Raw genomic sequence first — 24,190 nt, 5'->3', positions numbered from 1 at the left:
TTATCTATAAATTTTATGAAAAAATCAGATGTTTCTTTATAAAAATATAAATTTAAAGAATAAGTTCAGAAAATCTACAAAAATTGTTAAAATTTCTATATATTCTTAGGAAATCTTTTATACATATGTTATAATTAAATATGAAAATTTATAAAATTCAATAAATTATAAAATTAATATAAAATAACTAAAAATTATGTTAATAATGGTCAATTAACAATAATAAATTACTTGTAAAGGGTGCGTGATTTATGAAGATATTATCTTTGGGAGAGAAAGTTAAGCTTAGAAGGAAACAGCTAGATTTAACATTAAAGAACTTAGCAGGGGATAGAATAACTGCAGGACAGATAAGTTTAGTAGAATCAGGAAAGTCTAATCCAAGCATGGATTTATTAGAATATTTAGCAAGTGCTTTAGATGTAACAGTAGAGTATCTAATGGAAACAGAGGAAACACAAGCTCAAAAAATATGTACCTATTATGAAAATATAGCTGAGTCTAAAATATTAATTGGAGAATTAGAAGAGGCTCAAAATCATATAGAAATATCTATAAAATATGCAGAAGAATATAAATTAGAGATGCAAAAGGGGAAAAATTTATATTTAAAAGGTCTCATTCATACTAAAAAGGGTGAGTATGATAAGGCTCAAGAGGATTTACTTACTTCAAATAATATTTTTATAAAGAATAATTCAGTAGATAACATAATAGCTACATTCATATTATTAGGTAAAATAACTTTAGAGTTAAAAGCATATCATTCAGCTTATAGTTATTTTCAACAGGCAGAAAAAGTGTATGAAGATAGTAATATAGGCAATGATTTTTTAATTGGAGAAATTAATTATTATATATCATTAACGTATTTTAAAATAGGAGAAATGGACAAGTCTTATGAATATGCTTTAAGAGCCGAGGAGACCTTTAAAAATTTAGACAACAAAAAAAAGTATGGTAAAAAGATGTTAGAGTTAGCACAACAATATTGCGAAAATAATAATATTAATGAGGCTATTAAATATTCGGAATATAGTTTAAAGATATTTAGTGGGCTAAAGGATAATTATTACTTTTCAAAAATAGAAAATAATTTAGGGAAAATATTTTCAGATTTTAATAGTCTAGAACAATCTTTTGATCATTTATATAGGGCAAAGGATATGAGGGAGAAGACTAAAGATTCTAAAATAATAGAAACACTATGTAATATTTGTGATAACTATATAAAACTAAAAAATGAAACTAAAGCAAAAGAAACTTTAGATGAAATATTAATGCACATAGAAAAAGGAGAAGAAAAATCTTTATGTGATTACTACTTATTAAAATATAAAGTGGAATTATTAGAAGGAAAGCTAGAAAGTGCAGAAAATACTTTAATTCAAACTCTTAATTACGTAAAGAAATTGAACTTCTTAAAAGAATATGCAGAAATATCTTTAATATTAGGGAAATTTTATGTGGATAATGGCCGAGAAAATGAAGCTGAGAAATGTTTAAATGATGGTATAAAAGTTTTAAATGAATTAAATTTTTTAGAGAATTAGTGAGTAGGTGAGAAGATGACATCAGAAATATTATCTATAGGAGAGAAAATAAAAAGGTCAAGAATATACAAGGGGTTAACTTTAAAAGAAATTTGTGAAGAGAAAATTTCAGTTTCTAAAATGAGTTGTATAGAGAATAATAAAGTAGATGCTGAAGAATGGATATTAGAATATATAAGTGAAAAGTTAGAATTAGATATTAACTATTTAAAACATGATGTAAAAAAGCAGTTAATAGACAATATTGAAGTTTTTCGAAGCTGTAAAGAAACCAATAATTATTATGACGAGTATTTTGATGATATTGAATATAATCTAGAGTACGCTGAAAAATATGCTTATTATGAGTTATGTTGTGAAATAATGCATTTGTTCTTTTCTGCGCATATATTTAAACGTAATTTTGATGAGTTAAGAAAACTTATACCGCGATATTATGATTTTTGTAAAAGGGCGCACAATGAATTATATCAACTAAAATATTATGTTGATGTAGGCGTGTATTTATCTTTAAATGGAGAACAAAGACAAGCTATAAGCTATTACAATAGCGTAAGAACTAGATTAAAAGAATTAGATGTAGAAGACAAACTGGATCTTATAAGAACAACTTATAATGAAGGTTCAGCTTATATGATGTTAAGTGAATATGAAAAGGCGTCAGAAATTTGTGAAGAACTAAAATCTATGATTAAATATTGTGAAAATAAAAAAATTGAAGGAGCAATATATAATTTATGTAGCTTATTAGCATTACATTTAGAAAATTATGATGAATTTGAGGCATATAAAAATAAGGTTTTTAAGCTATATAAAAATGATTACGAGAAATATGCTAGTTGTTTGCATAATTTTGGAGAAGTTTTAATAAGAAATAAAAAAATAGATTTGGGAGAAAATTGTATTAGAGAGAGTTTGAAAATATTTCCAAGGGAAAATAAAGAAAAGCTATGTATATTTTTAATAGCAAATTTAGAAGCATTAATTGAAAATAAAATGTTAGGATTGGCAAAAGAAGTTTCAAATGAACTTTTAACTTATGCTATAAATTTAGATAGTTCCAAATTTATAGAGAGTGCATATTATTATAAAGCTATATTGTTACAGTTAGAAGGAGACTATGCTGCTTCAGAAACATATATGAATTTATCATTAGATGCACTGTTAAAGTGTGGTTATAAGGATAAAATATATAAAAGATATTTACAAATGGGAAACATGTATCATAAGTTAGGGGAAGTATCTGAATCAATAAAATTTTTAAATTTAGCAATGCAATTAGAGAAAAAAATTTAATTAGAAAAAGCTATGAAATTAATTTAATTTCATAGCTTTTTGTTATTTGTTTAGTTCTCTATCAATAATAAATTCTTTAGCTTTAATTTCGAAAGTATCATCTAATTTTGTTAAAGCAACTTCAGCATCTTTATATTTATTATCTAAAGCAATTTTAAGCAGTCTGTCTGCTAGTTCAGGATTTTTTGATAATAAACTACCATGGAAGTAAGTGCAGTATGTATTTTTGTAGATGCAACCTTCTTTTTTATCGTCACCATTATTACCATAACCTGCTTTTACTGAACCAAGTGGTTTTAATCCATTTGTATAAGTTCTTCCTGAATGATTCTCAAAGCCTACATAGGTTTCATCAAACTCTTCATTATATATAACTGTATTGCCTATAAATCTCGTATTACCAGCTTCAGTATATATATCTAGAGCGCCTAGACCTTCTAATTTGTCACCTTCAGGTGTTGTATAATATTTACCTAAAAGTTGGTAACCACCACAAATACATAAGAATACTTTCCCATTTTCTATATAAGATTTAATACTATCTTTTTTATAATTTATTAAATCGGTGGATACAATTGATTGTTCATAGTCTTGGCCACCGCCAAAAAATACTATATCATATTTATCTGCCTCAAATTCATCACCAACAGAAACATTTATTATATTAACTTTTATGTCCCTTTGATTAGATCTATGCTTTAAAATTAAAACATTACCAACATCACCATAAACATTTAACAAATCAGGATACAAATGACATATATTTAGTTCCATTAAATCACCTTGCCTTACCATATTTTATCGATATAACCTTTGTTGTGAAGAGTTTTTCTTATATTAAGCATAGCTGTATAAGTAGCTAAAATATAAGTAGTTTCAGTATCTAAAGATTTTATATGTTCTATTAGTCTATCTCCGTCATCACATAATGTAAATTTATTAGTATCAAATCCAGCTATTTTTAATCTTACAGCCATATCATATAATCTAGTTCCAGAAATTAAAATATTATTTATATCTAATTCATTTAATTTTTCAAAGTTTACATCCCATATCCAAGAAACATCTCGACCATCTGCATACTTGTCATTAAGCAATAAAGCAAGATTAATTTCTTTTTTATCTAACATTATTGTATTTACCGCTTGATCATATCCAGCAGGATTTTTAACTAAAATTATTTTGACTTCTTTTCCATCTATGTTTATTGTTTCTTGTCTTCCAAAACTTGTAGATTGATTTTCAAGTGAAGAAAATATAATTTTATCATCTATACCTAATTCTTTTCCGATAGAATAAGCACACAGACCATTGTAAATGTTATATTCTCCGGCTTGATTTATAGTAAGTTGATTATTGTTTACAATGACTGTAGAGCCTTTTGGATTTAAATCTAAAATTTCTTCAACTTTATATTTTAGGTCGGGACGTTTATATCCGCAATTTTCACAGTAATAATATCCTAAATGATTATAAGTTACAAATTCATATTTATAAGGTGACTTACAACATTTACAGAATTTATTATCAGAGTTCATAGAAAGAGTTATATCTTTATTTATAGGAACTTCAAAACCATAATAAATAACAGGGTTTTTTACATCTAATTTTCCAAAAAGAGATTCATCACCATTTAATACTAAAGTAGTATCAGGAGTTTTTTCAACACCGTTAAATATTTTAGAAAATGTAGTATGAATTTCACCATATCTATCTAATTGATCTCTAAATAGATTAGTTACAGTTATAATTTTAGGCTTAACATCTTCAGTTACTATTGGTACATAAGCTTCGTCAACTTCAATAACAGCATATTTATCTTTATTACTCTTAAAGAATTTATAATTATCAATAAAGCAAGAAGTAATTCCTGCAACCATATTAGCACCTGTATTATTAGTGATAACATGATTGTTATCACTTTTTATTATGTTATAGATCATATTAGTAGTTGTTGTTTTACCATTTGTTCCAGTAACTAGTATAACATTGTAGTCTTTAGCCACTGTTTTTAAAATGTGTTTGTCAAACTTTAGCGCAACTGCACCTGGAAAGTTTGACCCTCCCTTAGAAAGCAACTTAGAAAGAAATTTAGCGGTTTTCGCTGTAATTATACTTAAAAAAGAATTAATCTTAATTTTAAACACTCCCTTAACTTAAATTATCTTTAGATTACAAATTATATTTGTCTTTTACAATATACTATTTTAAAAAATATGTAAATAATAAAATGTGAAATTTTCAAATAAAATACTAATAATTGATAACTAAATTATATATACGAGTATTATAACATTTTATAAAAAGCTTTTCTATACTATGAAGTTTTTGAAAATGTTTAATAAAAATTAAACATATAATAAAAAATATGCACTCAATAGTATATGGTAAGTTAAACAAGTGGATTTTTTTATGTAGCTTTGGTAAAATAATGTTGATTTAATGTTTATAAGGAGGTTTTTTATGAGGAAAAAGCTATATGGCAATAAAAATATGCTACTCGTTGCTATAATAGGCCTATTAGCTATATTAATCGTATTAATTGTAAAAAATAAAACCGATTTAAAAAAATATAGTGAAAAAGGAAATGAATATTTTTATTCATCTAACTTTGAAGAATCCATAAAAGTTTATGAATCAATAAATAAAACGGATAAAAGGTCAGCAATTTGGCCAGCAAAGATAAGTGAATTATATTTACTACAAGATGACAATGAAAATGCCGAAAAATATATGAAAGTTGCAATGGAAAAAGAAGATAAAAGTGGAGATGCTCACTCAATTTTATTAAATAATGAATTTTTAAATTTAAAAGAAAAATTTGTTGAAAATAGAATTAGCGAAGAGGATTACACTGAAATTTTTAAGCATGCAAAAGAAGATTTAGATATGTATCCTGAAAATAATGACATAAAGAGAGTGGCTTTTGCCATATATTTATTTCATGGAGATAGTATAAATGCAAAAAAAATAATAGATAGTTATGCTACTAAAAGTTTTACAGCATCTGAGCTCTGTGATAAGGCAATGATGTATTTTCAGCTAAATGATTCAAAAAGTGCATTTTCAACATTAATTGAAGCTTATGAATTAGATAAAAATGAGATGAAAATATATGATGTTGTATATGAGGCATATATGTCTAATGGAAATGTTTTAAATGAACTTATCAATTTAGAAAATGAAAATAATAGTGAATTATTTTATAAATTAGCATTGATTAAAATATATGTATCAAATATTGATTTAAATAAAGGTGAAGATTTATTAAATGAAATAGGAGGTATGAAGATAGAAAACAACTTTATAATTCCTCAATTATTAATGGTAGAACTTTTAAATAATAAATGCGAATTTGATAAAGAAGAGAAGATAATATATGATTTATTAAATAATCATAGTGATAATTATAAAGTAAATTATTTAACAGCTTGTTATTGGTTAAACAAAAATGATATAGAAAAGGCAATTAAATATTTTAAGATCGCAATAAAACAAAATGAAAAATATTTGCCACTATATACTAAATTAGCTCCGGATATATTAGAAATGAAAGGTGAACCTAATAAAGCAATTCCATATTTACATTATGCAATATACTATGAACCATATAATCCCTTAACATATGTTAATAGTGGTTATTATAATTTATATAGTATGAACAATAGTGTTAATGCTTTAGAACACTTTAAAATAGCTCAGGTGTTTAATGAAGATGATTTAGAACTTAAATATCAAACAGCATTAGTATATTTATCAAATCATAATTATAATGAGGCTATAGAGATGTTAAATATATGTATTGAAAAGGATAGTAAGAATATAAAATATCATAGAACATTGGGAACTACTTATGTTATATCAAAGAGACAAGATGAGGCTATAAAAGAAATTAATATAGCTTATGAATTAGATAAAAGTAATATATTAACTTTAAATAACTTGGGTTGTTATTATATTACTGTAGAAGGGGATATAGAAAAATCATTTAAAAATATAGAATTAGCATTTAAAAGTTTAAAAGAAGAGCATGATGAATATACAGTAAAAACAATAACGGAAAATTATAATAAAATAATAGACTTAAAGAAAAAATATGAAAAAGGAAAAGAAAACGAAGTTATAGAAATACCAGACTTTGTTATGTTTTATTAGTGAATTAATTTAAAATTTAAATTTAATAAAAACATCTTAAAATAAAAATAATTTATTTTAAGATGTTTTTTTATTGCATAAATGTAGTAATTTATAAAATAAAAAATTTTCTGTTAATTTAAGGAATACATAGTGTTATAATTAAATATAAAGTATATTTAGAAAATTATATTTTGTATTTGGAGGGTTAAAATGAATAAAGAATTTTTTAAAAAAAATAGGAAACAATTTTTAGAAGAATTGAATGATAATTCAATAACAGTACTATTCTCAGGAGATTCTCCTTTTAAATCAGCAGATTATAAGTATAGATTTGAACCTAATAGAAATTTTTACTATATTACTGGGTTCGAAAGAGAAAATGCAATTTACATGGTATTAAAAGAAAATGGTAAAATTATAGAAAATTTTTATATTGAAAGACAAGACCCGGAAATGATTAAATGGATAGGAAAAAAACCTACTATAGAAGAAAGTAAAGAAATAACAGGAATAGACAACATTAAATATAATGATAACTTTAAAGAAGATTTTTCAAGGATAGGTCGTGTAAGTAGTTGCTGCTATGAAACAATTTATTTAGATTTAGAAAAAAGAGAGTATGATACAATATCTACAAAATCGAATGAGTTTGCTATAGACATTATAAAAAAATATCCTTATCTTACAGTGAAAAATGTATACGGCAAAATAGCAGATTTAAGAGTTGTAAAAAAACCAGAAGAAGTGGAGTTAATAAAAGAAGCCATAAAAATAACTAAAGAAGGTATATATTCTATATTTAAGAATAGTAAAGAAGAAATATCAGAATGTGAATTAGAAGCACATTTTGATTATGAGCTAAGGAAAAGAGGTATAAGACATACTGCATTTGATACTATTATAGGTTCAGGTATAAATGGGACTATACTTCATTATGTAGAAAATAATTGTAAAATAGAAAAAGATAGCCTAGTGTTGCTAGATTTAGGAGCACAATATAAATTATACAATGGTGATATTTCACGTACTTTTCCAGCCAGTGGTAAGTTTACAGAAAGACAAAAGGCAGTTTACAATGCAGTATTAAATGCAATGAAAAAGGTTGAGGCAACCGCTAAAGCAGGAATAAAAATGGCTGATTTAGAAAAAGTAGCTATGGATGAACTAGGAAAGGGTTGTGTAGAGTTAGGGCTCATAAAAGATAAGTCAGAAGTAAGAAAATACTATTTCCATTCAATTGGACACTACTTAGGTTTAGATACTCATGATGTAGGAACATATGACAAAGTTTTAGAAGAAGGTACAGTTATAACAAATGAACCAGGAATTTATATAGAAGAAGAAGGAATAGGAGTAAGAATAGAAGATGATTTATTAATAACTAAAGATGGATGTATTAATTTATCTAAAGATATAATAAAAGAAGTAGAGGAAATTGAAGAATTTATGGCAGAAAATAAGCAATAAAAGAGAGGATTATCCTCCCTTTTATTGCTTTAAGTTTACTATTTTACTTTTTAAATTAATAGAAGATCTTATTTTTTCATATTCTTCTTCGATTGCATGGAACATTACAGTTAATGTTTCAAAAACTATTTCTGCATTGAAATTATTGTTAAAAGGTATGCTAGATTTAGCATTAACTACGTTATCATTTTCATAAAATGATATATATTTATATGTTGAATTTAATTCATTAAATAGCTTATAAAGTTCAATTTTGTTATCTTCTTGTGGGATACTTGTGATATGAAATATATAAATATCAGCTAAGGTATCATCATCAGTTAATGAAATAACAGCTCTTTTTTCAATTCCTCCACCTAAAACCGGTCTTTCAACACCATTTATAGTTAATTTTTCTGGAAAAGAAAAAATAGTTACATTATCTATATTCATTCCTTTATTCATCGGTATTTTTCTAGTCTCAAGAAAACCTTCAAAATTTGTAGAATTATTTCTCATTAATAAAATCCCCCTTAAATGTAGAAATAAATTATGTGATTATTCAAAAAATGGGCATGTATTTATATCATTATCTCATAAAGAATAAAATAAGTAAATAAATATTATATTATAAAATATTAAAAAATATTACCAAAATGTGGATAAAACTGTTGATAATGTGGAAAACTTAAACCGGTATTTAAAATAAAAAAATAAAGAAGCGATATGCTCCTTTATTTTTTATCAAAATTAACTTTAGAAACTAAATAATTTTGTAATTCAGTATTTCTTTCTTTATCCATTGGAGGAACACCATCAAGTTTATATTTTATACCTAAAACTTCGTACTTATTCACTCCAAGAAGGTGATAAGGTAAAAGATCTATTCTGTCAACATTAGGTATTTCCTCATTTATTATTTTAGCTAATTTATCCATATGTTCTATTGAGTCAGTATACCCAGGAACTACAACATGTCTTATCCAAACTCTACAATCACTATTTTTAAGTGCTTTTATAAATAAGTTAACTCCTTCGGTGTTAGAGCCAGTCAATGTTAAATATCCATCACTATCTTCATGTTTTAAATCAAGCAAAACTAAATCAGTATACTTTAAAATTTCTTCATAATTTCCATTGCCATATCCAGCAGTATCTATTGTTGTATGTATACCCTTAGCTTTACATTTTTTTAGAGCTTCTAGTAAGAATTCAGGTTGAACTAGAGGGTCACCACCAGAAAATGTAATGCCACCACCAGATCTTTGAAAAAATGGCTTAAATCTCTCAACTTTAGCTACTAAATCATCAGCAGTCATTTCTTCGCCACCATTTAAGGTCCATGTGTCTGGATTGTGGCAATAAGCACATCTTAATTTACAACCTTGCATAAATACTACAACTCTTATACCTGGACCATCAACAAGTCCCATACTTTCAATTGAATGAATTTTTCCTTTTACCATAATTATTCTTCTCCTTATAAGGCTTTATTAGTTTTATATGTGTTATTGAGATATATTAAAAAAACTATTAAAATATTGTAGGGATAAAGAGTATCCATTTATACATAAAAATTTTAAAAAATAAAAAGCCATTTTAACTTAAAAGCATCTAAGTTTTTAGCTTCTTTATATAATAACTTTTTTAATATATCAGAGTTGCTTTAAATACAAGCAACTCTGATAATAGTCATAGTAATATTAAATTAGATTGATTTGTGGAATGTTCTGCTTATAACTTCTAATTGTTGAGCTTTAGTTAGTCTATTGAAGTTAACTGCATATCCAGAAACTCTGATTGTTAGAGTTGGATATTTATCTGGATTCTCCATAGCATCTAATAGAGTTTCTCTATTTAATACGTTAACGTTTAGGTGGAACGCACTTTGAGAGAAGTATCCATCCATGATTGATGCTAAGTTGATTTTTCTTTCATCTTCAGTTTTTCCAAGTGCATCTGGAATTATAGAGAATGTGTTAGAAATACCGTCTTGGCAAGCATTTCTATATGGTAATTTAGCAACTGAGTTTAATGATGCTAAAGCACCGTTACAATCTCTTCCATGCATTGGGTTAGCTCCTGGAGCAAATGCTTCACCAGATTTTCTTCCGTCTGGAGTAGCTCCTGTTTTCTTACCATAAACAACGTTAGAAGTTATTGTTAATGCAGATAAAGAATGTTCAGCATCTCTGTAAGTTGGGTGTTTCTTTAACATTTCAGAGAATACATTTAATAATTCTACTGCTAAATCGTCAACTCTATCATCGTCATTTCCGTATTTAGGGAAGTCTCCTTCGATTTCGAAGTCCATAGCTATTCCTTCTTCATTTCTTATAGGTTTAACTTTAGCATATTTTATAGCACTTAATGAGTCAGCAACAACTGATAATCCAGCAACTCCGAATGCCATGAATCTCTTAATATCAGTGTCATGTAATGCCATTTGTCCAGCTTCATAAGCATATTTATCATGCATGAAGTGAATTGTGTTCATTGTGTTTACATATAACTCAGCAATGTATTCTAAAACATTGAAGTAAGCAGCTTTGATTGTTTTGTAATCAAGTACTTCATCAGTTATTTTGTTTAATCCTTCGATTACAACTTTTCCTTTTTTCTCATCAACTCCGCCGTTGATAGTGTATAGTAAAGCTTTAGCTAAGTTTACTCTAGCTCCGAAGAACTGCATTCTCTTACCAATCTCCATAGCAGATACACAGCAAGCTATACCATAGTCATCTCCGTATATTGGTCTCATTATATCATCATTCTCATATTGGATTGCTCCAGTTTGAATTGACATTTTAGCACAGTACTCTTTGAAGTTCTTAGGTAATTTTTCAGACCATAAAACTGTCATATTTGGTTCTGGTGCTGGATCTAAGTTAGTTAATGTGTGTAAGTATCTGAAAGAGTTTTTAGTTACTAATGGCTGACCATTTACAGATACTCCAGCGATAGACTCAGTTATCCAGTTAGGATCTCCAGCAAATAATTCATTATATTCAGGAGTTCTTAAGTGTCTAGCAAGTCTTAATTTGATTATGAATTGATCAATTATTTCTTGAGCTTCAGCTTCAGTTATAACTCCTGCTTCTAAATCTCTTTCCATGTATATATCAAGGAATGTGCTTGTTCTGCCTAAAGACATTGCAGCACCATTATTCTCTTTTATAGCAGCTAAATATCCAAAGTATACAGCTTGAACTGCTTCTTTAGCATTTGAAGATGGCTTAGATATATCTACTCCATAAGATGAAGCCATAGCTTTTATTTCACTAAGAGCTCTTATTTGCTCATTAACTTCTTCTCTTTTTCTTAGTAATTCTTCTAAAGCAGGTCCTACTAAAGCATTTAAGTCAGCTTTCTTTTGCTCTATTAAGAAATCTATTCCATAAAGAGCAATTCTTCTGTAGTCACCTATAATTCTTCCTCTACCATAAGCATCTGGAAGACCAGTTAATAAACCAACACTTCTAGCAGCTCTTGTTTCTTTACTATAAGCATCAAAAACACCTTGGTTGTGAGTTTTTCTATATTTATTGAAGTATTTTGTAATATCTTCATTTAATTTGTATCCATATGCTTCTAGTGATTGCTCAACCATTCTGAATCCTCCGAATGGGTTAACAATTCTCTTAAGTGGAGCATCTGTTTGTAATCCAACGATTACTTCATTATCTTTGTCGATATATCCTGGTGCAAAATTGTTAATTCCAGAAACTTCATTAACCTCTACATCAATTATACCTTTTTTTATTTCTTCTATTATTAGAGCATGAGCTTTTTCCCAAACTTTTTCAGTCTTTGGAGTCATTCCAACTAAGAAAGACTCGTCTCCCTCATATAATGAATAGTTTTTTTGAATGAAATCTCTAACGTTAATTTCTTCTTTCCAAAGCTCACCTTTGAAATTTTCCCATTGTTTAAACATTTACTATTCCTCCTTAATATATTACAAGTGATTACGGTTTAAATCATCACATTTTAAAGAAATAAAATATAATGATAATAACTTTTTTTGTTGTAATTTATATTTAAGTTTTGCTTCTGTTACAATTGTATTACTAATACAGAAATAAATCAATATGTTTTCAAATTGTCAGAAAAAATAATTTCAAATAACAATTATTATTCAATGCAAAAACAATGTAAAACTTTAGGAAAATAGGGAAAAATGGAGTAAAGGTAATATCAAAATTTATTAAATTAAATCATAAATAAGGAAAAAATGTTTTTAAATGTAAAAGAATAGCTTGATAAATGAACAGATTGTTAAAAAAAACGCAATAAAAAAATATAACAGTTTGAAAAAAACTAATACAGTTAATATAACAGGTAAAAGCTATTTTAAATAATAAGTTTCAACCTAGAATTAAGTATTACCTTGAAATCTAATGATAAATTTTAAAATAGTATAATATTTAAAGAATAATTTTATTGATTTCAAAAGAGATAACAGTTAAAAAAATAAGTAAAATTTAACACAATATAAGTAATTTGGTAATAAGTTTATATATGTTAATATTATTTTAAATTTATCTATTATGGGTAAAATAGTGTAGAGATAAAATTTTAGACATAAATATACTAATTATATTAAAATAAGGTATAATAAGAAAAGAAAAGTTTAAAACTTAAATATAAGCATTGATTAAATGAGTGAATAATATGAATATTTAAATAAATTTTAAATATTTCTTAGGAGGTATTAAAATTGGGTAGAAGAAAGCCAAGTATGTTTAGTAAAAATTATGAAAAGCAAATGAAAAAAATGAAAAGAAGAAAATACATAATTTTAATATTAGCTTGTGCTTTTTTAGTTGGTGCAATAATTTTTTTAAGCACACCTATAAAAGATAAAGTTGCTAATATAGTAAAATCCAATATTAATGTATCTAAAGATGAAAATAAAGACGAAAATAAAGACGATGTGGTTAAAGAAAATGATGATTCTAATAAAAATGTAAGCAAAGAGGATAGTCCACAGAATGAAAAAGAATTGATAAAAGATGTATTAATAGAAGGAAAAAAATTAAAATTAAACTTAGATAGTAAAAAAGAAAAAATTATTTCTTTTGAAGGTATTGAAAGTTTAAAAGGGGATGTAAGTCCTAATGGAAAAAATATAGTTATTTTGAATAAAGATAGTCAAAATATGTATTTAGTTGATTGGAATGGAAACATTAAAGATGTAACCCAAAAGGAATATATTTCTGATGAAAATATATCTTTTTCAAAAGATAAAGTTATATCAGAAAATCAAGATTATATTTGGGCTGATAATCCAAAGTTTATAAATAATAATTTAATAGCATATACAAGTTATCTACCTTGGGTAATTTCAGAAAAAAATCAATATATATGGACTTTAGATATCAATTCTCTTAATAGAAATCCACATTATGAAATTTATGGAAAAAATATAAAGATGGGTAATATACAAGAAAAAGGGTTGGTTATAAACATAGATGATAAAGTTTTATTTATAGATTCACAAGGTAATATAATTTATTAATAGGAAAAATTGTAAATAATCTTGTAATTAGATATAAAAATATTGTATAATTTGAAAAAGCTTGATAAATTTCAAATTATAAACTATGATTGAAAAATAAATAGAAAATCTATTAAACAATATAATATTAGTTTGTTATAATTAGAACAAGTTAATAATTAATCTACCTAATTTGAATAATATGTGTTATAATTTATTAGGTTAATATTCATTTATATATAGTAGGAGGAAAAAGAAAAATGAACGTTAAAGTGGAAAATTTACCAAAAAGCGTTGTAAAACTAACAGTAACAGTAGAAGCAGAAAAATTTAATAGCGCTGTAAAAAAAGCATTTGCAAAAAACTCTAAGAAGTTTAATATACCAGGATTTAGAAGAGGTAAAGCACCTTATGCAATAGTAAAAAAATATTATGGAGAGTCAGTTTTATTTGAGGATGCATTAGATATAGTTTATAGAGAAACATATCCAGTAGCATTAAGTGAAAATAAAATAAATCCAGTAGATTACCCACAAATAGAAATAGAGCAAATTGGAGAAGGAAAAGATTTAATATACATAGCTAATGTACCAGTTGCTCCAGAAGTAAAACTTGGAGAATATAAAGGATTAGAAGTTAAGAAAAACGAATATAAAACAACAGATGAAGATGTTGAAAATAAAATAAAAGAAATGCAACAAAAAAATGCTAGAGTAGAAGTTAAAGAAAAAGCTATTGAAAAAGAAGATATAGCTGTTATAGACTTTAAAGGATTTGTAGAAGAAGTTCCATTTGAAGGTGGAGAAGGAAAAGATTATGAATTAGAAATTGGTTCAGGTACATTTATAGACAACTTTGAAGATCAGATAGTTGGATTAAAAGCTGGAGACAATAAAGAAGTTCATGTAACATTCCCAAAGGAATATGGAATAGAAGAATTAAATGGGAAAGAAGCAAAATTTGAAGTTGCAGTTAAAGCTGTAAAAACAAAAGAGTTACCAGCAATAGATGATGAATTTGCAAAAGAGGTTTCAGAATTTGAGACTTTAGAAGAGTTAAGAAATGATATAAAATCTAACTTGGATAAATCAAATGAATTAAGAACTGAAAGAGAATATGAAGAGGCTGTTATATCTGCAGTTGTTGAAAATGCAACAATAGATATCCCAGAATCAATGGTAAATAGAGAAATAAGCGGAATGCTAAAAGATTTAGAAACAAGATTACAATACCAAGGATTAACTCTTGAAAAATACTTCCAATTCACTAACACAAATGAAGAAGAGTTCAGAAATCAAATGAACGAAGTAGCTACAAATAAAGTTAAAACTGAAATGGTAATAGATAAAATTGCTGAAGTTGAAGAAGTTAAAGCTACAGAAGAAGAATTAAAAACTAGAGCAGAAGAAATAGCTAAAATGTACTATGGTGCAGAAGATGCTGAAAAAACAGCTGAAATGTTAATGGAAAGCCAAAAGGTATACCTAGAAGTTCAAGTTCTTGCTGAAAAAGTAAGAAAAATGTTAGTTGAAACTAGCAAAGCTACTAATTAATAGAATAACAAATTTTGTTAAAATATGATTAATTGCCAGATTTTTTTCTGGCAATTAATTTTAATAATATATAAATTATAGTTTAAACATTAAATTTATGGACAGAATTAGTTAGTGTAGTATTTGTATTATAAATATAGTACAAAAAGGAGGAAGTTGTATGAGTTTAGTACCAATGGTAGTAGAGCAAACTAATAAGGGTGAAAGATCTTATGATATTTATTCTAGACTTTTAAAAGAAAGAATAATATTTTTAGGAGAAGAGGTAAACTCTGCTACTGCAAGTTTAGTAGTTGCTCAATTATTATTTTTAGAATCAGAAGATCCAGATAAAGATATTTATCTTTATATAAATAGTCCTGGAGGATCAATAACAGATGGAATGGCTATGTATGACACTATGAACTATATAAAACCAGATGTTGTTACAATTTGTACAGGATTAGCTGCATCGATGGGAGCATTTTTATTATCATCTGGAGCTAAAGGAAAAAGATTTGCTCTTCCAAATAGTGAAATAATGATACATCAACCATTAGGTGGATTTAAAGGGCAGGCTACAGATATAGATATACATGCAAAACGTATAATAAGAATAAAAGAAACATTAAATGAGATATTAAGTAAAAATACTGGTAAGTCCCTTGAAGTAATTAAAAAAGATGTTGAAAGAGATTACTTTATGAGTGCAGAAGAAGCAAAAGAATATGGATTAATTGATGAGGTAATAATTAAAAAGAAATAGCATTTTAGAGAGGTGTAGACATGCCAAGAAATGATGAAAAGAAAAAATTTAAATGTTCTTTTTGTGGAAAAAGTGAAGAACAGGTAAAAAGACTTATAGCTGGACCAGGGGTTTATATATGTGATGAATGTATAGAATTATGCTCAGAAATCATAGTAGATGAAAGAGAAGACAGTGTTCAAATGGACATGGAAACTCTTCCGAAGCCAGCAGAAATAAAAAAATATTTAGATCAATATGTTGTTGGACAGGATGAAGCTAAAAAATCTTTATCAGTTGCTGTCTATAATCACTATAAAAGAATAAGTTCTAATGTTAGTGAGGGGGATGTTGAACTTCAAAAAAGTAATATTTTATTATTAGGACCAACAGGTTCAGGTAAGACATTACTTGCACAAACTTTAGCTAAAATGTTAAATGTACCTTTTGCTATAGCAGATGCTACTACATTGACAGAAGCTGGATATGTAGGTGAAGATGTTGAAAATATCTTACTTAAATTAATTCAAAATTCTGATTATGATGTAGAAAAGGCAGAAAAGGGTATAATATATATTGATGAAATAGACAAAATAGCAAGAAAATCTGAAAATCCATCTATAACTAGAGATGTATCAGGTGAAGGTGTACAGCAAGCATTATTAAAAATTCTAGAAGGAACAGTAGCATCTGTACCACCTCAAGGCGGAAGAAAACATCCACATCAAGAGTTTATACAAATTAATACTTCAAACATTTTATTTATATGTGGTGGAGCATTTGATGGCTTAGATAAAATAATATCTAGAAGAACTCAAAAATCATCAATGGGATTTGGTGCAGATGTTCAAACTAAAGAAGTTAAAGATATAGGAGCATTATTAAAAGAAATAATGCCAGGAGATTTGTTAAGATTTGGTTTAATACCAGAGTTTGTTGGAAGATTACCTATAATAGTAACTTTACAAGCTTTAGATGAGAGCGCGTTGGTTAGCATATTAAGTGAACCTAAAAATGCGCTTGTCAAACAATATAAAAAGCTATTTGAAATGGATGATGTATTATTAGATTTTGATGAAGAAGCATTAAAACAGATAGCTAATGAAGCAATTAAAAGAAAAACTGGAGCAAGAGGTCTTAGGGCTATAATAGAAGAAACTATGAAGGATATCATGTTTGAAATTCCTTCAAGAGAAGAAATTGAAAAAGTTATAATAACTAAAGATACTATAAAGACTAAAGAGCCTGACGTTGTTATAGCTGAAAGTGGTAAAAGAGAACCTTTAAAAATTGAACCAAAAGGTAAATCTAAAAGAGGTTTAGAACCAGCATAATATTAGAAAATAATAGTAAATATTTTTAATATATATAAAGGCACTATATGTTTTATAGTGTCTTTATTTTTTTGTATAATTGTTTTAATTTCATATTAAAATGTATATTTTATCCTTATGATAGCTAAGAATTTTATTTGATGAATAAGAATATTAAAGGAAAATATGAAAATAATAGTAGTATAAAAGGGAATGTGTGTACTTTTATACTACTATAAAAAAACTAAGATTCCCTAAATAAAAATTTATGGAGGATAATGTACATGATTATGGAAAATTCAACGATTTTTATTATTTTAACGGTTCATTCTATAATTATTTTTTCATTAATAATTTATATGTTTTCAAGTAAGAGCGGCATAAAAAATTCTTCATCAAATGTTAATGGCAAAAAAGAAGAGGCTCAAAAATTGGAAGAAATGAAAAGTATATCATTAACTATGCCTCTTTCAGAAAAAAGCAGGCCAACAGATTTTAATGAAATAATAGGGCAACAAAAGGGTATAAGAGCTTTAAAAGCGGCTATATGTGGACCTAATCCACAACATGTTATAATTTATGGACCACCAGGTATTGGTAAAACAGCAGCGGCAAGATTAGTTTTAGAAGAAGCTAAAAAAATAGAAAATTCACCTTTTGGTGGTTATTCTAAATTTGTAGAAATAGATGCAACCACAATAAGATTTGATGAAAGAGGAATTGCTGATCCACTTATAGGATCTGTTCATGACCCTATATATCAAGGTGCCGGACCTTTAGGGGCAGCTGGGGTACCGCAGCCTAAAATGGGAGCTGTATCTAAAGCTCATGGTGGAATTTTATTTATAGATGAGATTGGCGAATTGCATCCAATTGAAATGAATAAATTATTAAAAGTTTTAGAAGATAGAAAAGTATTTTTAGATAGTGCTTATTATAATTCAGAAGATAATAACATGCCACAATATATAAAGGATATATTTGATAATGGGTTTCCAGCAGATTTTAGACTTATAGGTGCTACAACAAGAAATCCAGAAGAAATACCTCCAGCTATAAGATCAAGATGTGTAGAAATATTTTTTAGAGCTCTTACACCAGAAGAAATAGAAGTTATCGCAAACAATGCTATGAAAAAACTAGAATTAAGTTTAGAAGAAGATGCAGCAAAGTTGGTAGGATTATATTCTTCAAATGGAAGAGATGCAGTTAATTTAATTCAATTGGCATCAGGAATAGCTATAAATGAAAATAGAAGTTATGTAAGTGTTGAAGATGTTGAATGGGTTATTGAAAATGGTCATTATAGTAAGAGACCTATAAAAAAAGTAAAAACTGTACCTATGATAGGAAATGTAAATGGTTTAGCTGTATATGGAGCTAATATAGGAGCATTAATGGAAATAGAGGCAACAGCAATGAAAGTTAAGTCTCGTATGGGAAAGATTAAAATAACAGGAATAGTTGAGGAGGAGGAAATTAAAGATAATAACAAGAAAATAAAGAGAAAGAGTACAGTAGCTTCTTCACTAGAAAATGTAATTACTGTTATTGAAAAAACTTTTTCGCTGAATGTAAATGAATATGATATACATGTAAATTTCCCAGGGGGAACTCCAGTAGATGGTCCATCAGCAGGGGTAAGTATAGCTACTGCTATATATAGTGCTATAACTGGAAATAAAGTAAATAATAAAGTTGCTATGACTGGTGAAATATCTATTTATGGTCTTGTGATGCCCGTAGGAGGAGTAAGTTCTAAAATTCAAGCGGCTATAAAAGCTGGAGCTACAAAGATAATTATTCCTAAAGAAAATTGGCAAGAAAGTTTTAGTCAGATTAAAGGTGTTGATATTATACCAGTAAGTCATATAAAAGAAGTAATAAGAATTTCAATAGTAAACCAAGATTATGAAACAGTAGATATGAATGTTCAAGGTGACTTAGATATATTAACTGCCAAATCTATATAGTTAATAAAATATAAGGTATATTCAATTAAGTAACAGTTCTCTTACATATTTAATTGAAAGCATATATATTTAAAGAATATACAATTGGTGTTACTTATCAATTGAAAAAAATCTTAATTATGGTTATAATATATTAGTCTATTTATATACTTTTTTAAATGATAAGCGATGAAATAACATTAATTTATAGAAATGAGGGGAGAAAATGGAGAATAATATAATAAAACTTCCTTTAATACCTTTAAGAGGATTAAGTATTTTCCCATATAATGTATTAAATTTTGATGTGGGAAGAGAAAAATCTATAGTTGCCCTTGAGACTGCTATGACTAAAGATCAAAAAATTTTTTTAGTTTCACAAAAAGATGCTAAAGTTGAAGATGTAGAAAAAGATGATATACAACAAATAGGAACTATATGTACAGTGAAACAATTAGTCAGATTACCTGAAAATTACATAAGAGTGTTAGTTGAAGGTGAATGCAGGGGGAAATTAATAGATTATATAAAAGATGAAAGCAGTATTTTAGGTGAAATAGAAATTATAGAAGATAAAATACCTAGAGAAGATATGGTAGAGTGTCAAGCTTATGTCGCATCTATACTAGAAAGTTTTCAGGATTATTTAGAAGTTACTAATCAGTCCATGGATATAATGATAGATTTAGATGATGAGGAAGATCTAGGAAGAATATGTGATACTATAGCATCCTATATGCTATTAAAACAAAGTAAAAAACAAGAATTACTAAGTGCAATTAATATTAAAGAACGTTTAGAAAAGTTGTTAACAATTATAAAAGGTGAGTTAGAAATTGTAGCACTAGAAAAGAAAATAGGCACAAAAGTGAAAAGTAAAATTGGAAAAGTACAAAAGGAATATTATCTTAGAGAACAAATAAAAACAATTCAAGAAGAATTGGGAGAAGATGATGAAGAGTTAAAAGAACTTAGAGAGTATGAATCTAAGATGGTAAAAGCTAAGCTTCCTAAAGAAGCAAGAGAAAAAGCATTATATGAGATTAAAAGATTAAAAAGCAGTGGAGCATCTTCTCAAGAAGGTCTTAACACAAAAACTTACTTAGATGTGCTGTTAGGTCTACCTTGGGGAACAATAACAAAAGATAATTTAGACATAAAAAACGCTAGAAAAGTATTAGATGAAAAACATTATGGTATGGAAGATGTTAAGGAAAGAATAATAGAATATTTAGCAGTAAGAAAAGTTAGCAGAGGATTAAAAGCCCCAATACTATGCTTAGTTGGACCACCTGGAGTTGGAAAGACTTCCATAGCTGAATCTGTTTCAGAAGCCTTACAACGTAAATTTGTAAGAATGAGCTTAGGTGGAGTAAGAGACGAAGCGGAAATAAGAGGTCATAGAAAAACTTATGTAGGAGCTATTCCAGGTAGAATTATAAATGGTATGAAAAAAGCAGGATCTAAAAATCCAGTATTTCTTTTAGATGAGATAGATAAAACAGGAATGGATCATAAGGGAAATATAGAAGATTCACTATTAGAAGTTTTAGATCCAGAACAAAACAATAGTTTTAGGGATCATTATTTAGAATTAGATTTTGACTTATCAAAAGTATTATTTATAACAACTGCCAATTCACTTGATACTATATCTAGACCACTTTTAGATAGAATGGAGATTATAGAAGTAAGTGGATATACTTTAGAGGAAAAGTTTAATATAGCTAAAAGGCATATAGTTCCTAAATTATTAAAAGAACATAATGTTAAAGAAAGTCAAATTAAGATACATGATTCTGCAATAAAAAAAGTTGTAGAAAATTATACTAGAGAATCAGGAGTTAGAAGTTTACAAAGAAAATTAGCTACAATGATAAGAAAAGCTATAACTGAACTTGTAGAAAAGGATAAAGAAAAAATAGCAATTACATCTAATCATGTAACTAAATATTTAGGTGTAGAAATATTTAGCTATGATGATATGCAACAAGATGACAAAATAGGGGTAGTTACTGGTTTAGCTTGGACAGCGTATGGTGGAGATACTCTTCCTATAGAAGTAATGGTTATGGATGGAAATGGAAAACTTGAACTTACTGGTAAGTTAGGTGATGTGATGAAAGAATCTGCAAAAGCTGCATATAGTTATGTAAGATCTAATGCAAACAGATTTAGTATAAAAAATGAGTTTTATAAGAACAAAGATATTCATATACATGTACCAGAAGGGGCAGTACCTAAAGATGGTCCATCAGCAGGGATAACAATGACTACAGCTATGGTATCAGCGTTAAGTAATTCAAAAGTAAAACATAATGTTGCAATGACTGGCGAAGTAACTTTAACTGGAAAAGTGTTGCCTATTGGAGGACTAAAAGAAAAAAGTCTAGCTGCATATAGGATGGGTATAGATACTATAATAATGCCAAAAGACAATAAAAAAGATATAGATAAACTGCCTAAGAGCGTTAAAAATAAGATAAAATTTATACCAGTAGAAAATGTAAATGAAGTACTAAAGAATGCTTTAGTTATTGGAGAGATGAATAATGGAAATTAAACAATCAGAATTTGTTATATCAGCAGTGAAACCACAACAATATCCTACTGATAATAGAATAGAATTTGCTTTTGTGGGACGTTCAAATGTTGGAAAATCATCACTTATAAATACTTTAACAAATAGAAAAAAATTAGTTAAGGTAAGTGGTACGCCAGGAAAAACTAGATTAATAAACTTTTTCTTAATAAATAATGAATTTTATTTTGTAGATTTGCCAGGCTATGGATATGCAAAAGTATCTAAAAAGGAAAAGGATAGCTGGGGAAAAATGATGGAGAAATATTTAATAGATCGACCACAGCTAAAAAAAATAGTGCTTTTAGTTGATTCTAGACATAAGCCTACTAATGATGATGTTATTATGTATAATTGGGTAAAACATTATGGGTACAAGGTCATAATTGTAGCCACTAAAAGGGATAAATTAACCAATAATGAGGCAGCCAAAAGTAAAAAACTTATAAGAGAAACTTTAAAAATGGATAAAGAAGAATCAATAGTTTTCTTTTCATCATTAAAAAAAGAGGGTAAAGAAAATTTATTAGAAGAATTAAGTAAAAATATAGAATGGGAATAGTTAATAAGTATTTATGATTATATAAAATTAAATATTTATTAACAACTTAGAAATTTTAATAAATGTAAAAAACACATACTTTATATAAAATGTACCCTTTGTAAAGGACATCTTTAAAAAAGCCTATGCAACGTTGAGAAGATGATTTCTGTATTGAACAGGAGTCATCTTTTTTAAATTCCATTGATATCTATAATTGTTGTAATAAATCATATACTGATTAATTTCTTTCTTTAATTCTTCTAAAGTTTCACAAGATTTTATGTATGCTTCGTCTTTTAAATGACCAAAGAATGATTCTTGAGGTGCATTATCCCAACAATTACCGCGCCTAGACATTGATTGTCCTAGTTTGCATTTCTTAACTAATTTTTGAAAAATTGGACTAGTATAATGAACACCTTGATCTGAGTGGATAAATGCATCTTTAGTTAATTCCACAGTTCTATTTTTTTTCAACTTATGTATAGTATTAAGTGCTATATCTAATTTTAAGCTTTCAGACAAATTGTATGCTAATATTTCATTTGTAGAAGCATCTTTAATTGTTGATAAATACGCCTTCTTACTTTTACCATAAAACAAATAAGTTATATCAGTTAATAAAACTTTGCCTGGTATATTCTGCTTAAAGTTTCTCTCTAAAATATTAGGCAAAACCTTATGCTCTTGCGTTGCCTTCATCATTTTTCTATATGGGTTAGCCTTTCTAATTGGGCAAATAATATTGTATTTTTTCATTATTCTTCTAATACGTTTTAGATTGTATACGATACCAAACTGACCTGCTAATGTCATTTTTATTTGCCTAGCTCCTTTTTTACGGCCCTTAAAATTATAAGCCTTTAAAATGTTATCGCGGATTAATTCATCTTTTTTATCACGTACAGACCTATAATCCTGTGATTTGCACGAAAAATAATTGTAATATCCTGATCTAGATACTTCAGATATTTCACATAGATGACTAATCATATTTTTAAGTTTATATTTTTCAAGCACTGATTTTATAATAATAAATTTTTGCTCAGATACTAGTGCTATTTCTTTTTGCTCAGCCCCCTTTCTAAATACTGGATTTTTTTTAATAGTTCATTCTCAGCTTTCAATAAGTTATTTTCAGCCTCAAGACGTTTATATCTTTCTTCTATAGATAGTTCTTTATCACTTGTTCTTCCAGAATTTGATTTTCTTGTATCGGTTAATCCACACACACCATTTGTCTTATAAGCACTTCTCCACCTATTTCCACAAGATTTAATTCTCTCAATTCCAAGTATATCTATATCAAATCCACATTCTTCGAATATTTGTCTAGGAAATTTTCCTTTTTCATTTTCAGAGATAAATATACTTTTAAATTCATCAGTATATGTAATTCCTTTTATGCTTACCTTTTTAACATATTTATTTTTAGATAATATTTTCAATTCTTTCTTTGTAAATAATTTATTGCTCATATTATATTCTCCTAATCATATTTATTATAATTATACACAAAAATACCCTACAGATAGACTTTTTTTACATTGTCTACTCTATAGGGTACATTTTAATAAAAGTATGTGTTTTT

The 24,190-nt window shown here is 27.1% G+C and carries 17 protein-coding genes; 11 read left to right on the top strand and 6 right to left on the bottom strand.

Features of this window, described 5'->3' with window-relative positions:
• The first annotated feature begins 251 nt into the window (after window positions 1-251).
• Complete coding sequence (locus tag AZI32_RS09070; protein WP_061995539.1) at window positions 252-1,553, top strand: helix-turn-helix transcriptional regulator; 1,302 nt, start codon at window positions 252-254, stop codon at window positions 1,551-1,553.
• Window positions 1,554-1,568: 15 nt separating this feature from the next.
• Window positions 1,569-2,849, top strand: coding sequence for a helix-turn-helix transcriptional regulator (locus AZI32_RS09065; RefSeq protein WP_061995538.1), 1,281 nt, complete (start codon window positions 1,569-1,571; stop codon window positions 2,847-2,849).
• A 42-nt stretch (window positions 2,850-2,891) separates the two neighbouring features.
• Here the strand turns inward: AZI32_RS09065 and AZI32_RS09060 are convergent, their stop codons facing one another.
• Window positions 2,892-3,623: a type 1 glutamine amidotransferase gene (locus tag AZI32_RS09060; RefSeq protein ID WP_061995537.1), complete on the bottom strand. Its 732-nt coding sequence runs from the start codon at window positions 3,621-3,623 to the stop codon at window positions 2,892-2,894.
• Window positions 3,624-3,637: 14 nt separating this feature from the next.
• The gene (locus AZI32_RS09055; RefSeq protein ID WP_061995536.1) at window positions 3,638-4,996 is read right to left on the bottom strand and encodes a Mur ligase family protein; all 1,359 of its coding nucleotides are present in this window, start codon (window positions 4,994-4,996) and stop codon (window positions 3,638-3,640) included.
• Between the two features lie 316 nt (window positions 4,997-5,312).
• Here AZI32_RS09055 and AZI32_RS09050 point away from each other — a divergent pair, with 316 nt between their 5' ends.
• A complete protein-coding gene (locus AZI32_RS09050; RefSeq protein WP_061995535.1) occupies window positions 5,313-7,004 on the top strand; it encodes a hypothetical protein in 1,692 nt (563 codons plus the stop codon).
• A 192-nt stretch (window positions 7,005-7,196) separates the two neighbouring features.
• Window positions 7,197-8,453: an aminopeptidase P family protein gene (locus AZI32_RS09045; RefSeq protein WP_061995534.1), complete on the top strand. Its 1,257-nt coding sequence runs from the start codon at window positions 7,197-7,199 to the stop codon at window positions 8,451-8,453.
• Between the two features lie 21 nt (window positions 8,454-8,474).
• Here AZI32_RS09045 and AZI32_RS09040 read toward each other — a convergent pair whose 3' ends face one another.
• The 3 genes from AZI32_RS09040 to pflB all read right to left on the bottom strand — a co-directional run bounded on the left by AZI32_RS09040 (window position 8,475) and on the right by pflB (window position 12,369).
• On the bottom strand, window positions 8,475-8,951 hold the full coding sequence (locus tag AZI32_RS09040; RefSeq protein ID WP_061995533.1) for a YbjN domain-containing protein: 477 nt from the start codon (window positions 8,949-8,951) through the stop codon (window positions 8,475-8,477).
• A 215-nt stretch (window positions 8,952-9,166) separates the two neighbouring features.
• Window positions 9,167-9,898 (bottom strand): pyruvate formate-lyase-activating protein, encoded by a 732-nt coding sequence (pflA, locus tag AZI32_RS09035; protein ID WP_061995532.1) that lies wholly within the window; start codon window positions 9,896-9,898, stop codon window positions 9,167-9,169.
• A gap of 242 nt (window positions 9,899-10,140) precedes the next feature.
• On the bottom strand, window positions 10,141-12,369 hold the full coding sequence (pflB, locus tag AZI32_RS09030; RefSeq protein ID WP_061995531.1) for a formate C-acetyltransferase: 2,229 nt from the start codon (window positions 12,367-12,369) through the stop codon (window positions 10,141-10,143).
• Window positions 12,370-13,152: 783 nt separating this feature from the next.
• On the opposite strand from pflB, the gene AZI32_RS09025 reads away from it, so the two are divergent.
• The 7 genes from AZI32_RS09025 (at window position 13,153) to yihA (ending at window position 22,617) form a co-directional block, all read left to right on the top strand.
• The gene (locus tag AZI32_RS09025) at window positions 13,153-13,953 is read left to right on the top strand and encodes a hypothetical protein (protein WP_061995530.1); all 801 of its coding nucleotides are present in this window, start codon (window positions 13,153-13,155) and stop codon (window positions 13,951-13,953) included.
• Window positions 13,954-14,192: 239 nt separating this feature from the next.
• Window positions 14,193-15,485: a trigger factor gene (gene tig / locus AZI32_RS09020; protein ID WP_061995529.1), complete on the top strand. Its 1,293-nt coding sequence runs from the start codon at window positions 14,193-14,195 to the stop codon at window positions 15,483-15,485.
• Window positions 15,486-15,645: 160 nt separating this feature from the next.
• Complete coding sequence (gene clpP / locus AZI32_RS09015) at window positions 15,646-16,230, top strand: ATP-dependent Clp endopeptidase proteolytic subunit ClpP (RefSeq protein ID WP_061995528.1); 585 nt, start codon at window positions 15,646-15,648, stop codon at window positions 16,228-16,230.
• Between the two features lie 20 nt (window positions 16,231-16,250).
• Window positions 16,251-17,543 (top strand): ATP-dependent Clp protease ATP-binding subunit ClpX, encoded by a 1,293-nt coding sequence (gene clpX / locus AZI32_RS09010; protein ID WP_061995527.1) that lies wholly within the window; start codon window positions 16,251-16,253, stop codon window positions 17,541-17,543.
• A 269-nt stretch (window positions 17,544-17,812) separates the two neighbouring features.
• Window positions 17,813-19,495, top strand: a complete 1,683-nt coding sequence (gene lonB / locus AZI32_RS09005) for an ATP-dependent protease LonB (RefSeq protein ID WP_061995560.1) — start codon at window positions 17,813-17,815, stop codon at window positions 19,493-19,495.
• A gap of 205 nt (window positions 19,496-19,700) precedes the next feature.
• Window positions 19,701-22,037, top strand: a complete 2,337-nt coding sequence (lon, locus tag AZI32_RS09000; protein WP_061995526.1) for an endopeptidase La — start codon at window positions 19,701-19,703, stop codon at window positions 22,035-22,037.
• Window positions 22,027-22,617, top strand: coding sequence for a ribosome biogenesis GTP-binding protein YihA/YsxC (gene yihA / locus AZI32_RS08995; protein ID WP_061995525.1), 591 nt, complete (start codon window positions 22,027-22,029; stop codon window positions 22,615-22,617). The genes lon and yihA overlap by 11 nt, the downstream gene beginning before the upstream one ends.
• A 123-nt stretch (window positions 22,618-22,740) precedes the next feature.
• On the opposite strand, the gene AZI32_RS18005 is transcribed toward yihA, so the two are convergent.
• Window positions 22,741-24,077 (bottom strand): IS3 family transposase gene (locus AZI32_RS18005; protein WP_157450878.1). Its coding sequence is split into 2 segments (ribosomal slippage): window positions 22,741-23,684 and window positions 23,684-24,077, totalling 1,338 coding nucleotides; the frame shifts between segments, so codons are not numbered across the junction.
• Between the last annotated feature and the right edge of the window lie 113 nt (window positions 24,078-24,190).

The sequence above is a fragment of the Clostridium sp. ATCC 25772 genome (assembly GCF_001573875.1).
GTDB lineage: Bacteria > Bacillota > Clostridia > Clostridiales > Clostridiaceae > Clostridium_J > Clostridium_J senegalense.
The sequence above is the reverse complement of the archived record's forward strand: the minus strand, read 5'-3'. Positions and strand labels throughout refer to the sequence as shown.

Excerpts from the sequence above, each read along its gene's own strand:
- clpP (WP_061995528.1), top strand. The coding sequence starts at position 15,646 with ATGAGTTTAGTACCAATGGTAGTAGAGCAAACTAATAAGGGTGAAAGA.
- pflB (WP_061995531.1), bottom strand. The coding sequence starts at position 12,369 with ATGTTTAAACAATGGGAAAATTTCAAAGGTGAGCTTTGGAAAGAAGAA.
- yihA (WP_061995525.1), top strand. The coding sequence starts at position 22,027 with ATGGAAATTAAACAATCAGAATTTGTTATATCAGCAGTGAAACCACAA.
- lonB (WP_061995560.1), top strand. The coding sequence starts at position 17,813 with ATGGAAAATTCAACGATTTTTATTATTTTAACGGTTCATTCTATAATT.
- tig (WP_061995529.1), top strand. The coding sequence starts at position 14,193 with ATGAACGTTAAAGTGGAAAATTTACCAAAAAGCGTTGTAAAACTAACA.
- pflA (WP_061995532.1), bottom strand. The coding sequence starts at position 9,898 with ATGGTAAAAGGAAAAATTCATTCAATTGAAAGTATGGGACTTGTTGAT.
- AZI32_RS09050 (WP_061995535.1), top strand. The coding sequence starts at position 5,313 with ATGAGGAAAAAGCTATATGGCAATAAAAATATGCTACTCGTTGCTATA.
- AZI32_RS09065 (WP_061995538.1), top strand. The coding sequence starts at position 1,569 with ATGACATCAGAAATATTATCTATAGGAGAGAAAATAAAAAGGTCAAGA.
- AZI32_RS09060 (WP_061995537.1), bottom strand. The coding sequence starts at position 3,623 with ATGGAACTAAATATATGTCATTTGTATCCTGATTTGTTAAATGTTTAT.
- AZI32_RS09040 (WP_061995533.1), bottom strand. The coding sequence starts at position 8,951 with ATGAGAAATAATTCTACAAATTTTGAAGGTTTTCTTGAGACTAGAAAA.
- lon (WP_061995526.1), top strand. The coding sequence starts at position 19,701 with ATGGAGAATAATATAATAAAACTTCCTTTAATACCTTTAAGAGGATTA.
- AZI32_RS09070 (WP_061995539.1), top strand. The coding sequence starts at position 252 with ATGAAGATATTATCTTTGGGAGAGAAAGTTAAGCTTAGAAGGAAACAG.
- clpX (WP_061995527.1), top strand. The coding sequence starts at position 16,251 with ATGCCAAGAAATGATGAAAAGAAAAAATTTAAATGTTCTTTTTGTGGA.
- AZI32_RS09045 (WP_061995534.1), top strand. The coding sequence starts at position 7,197 with ATGAATAAAGAATTTTTTAAAAAAAATAGGAAACAATTTTTAGAAGAA.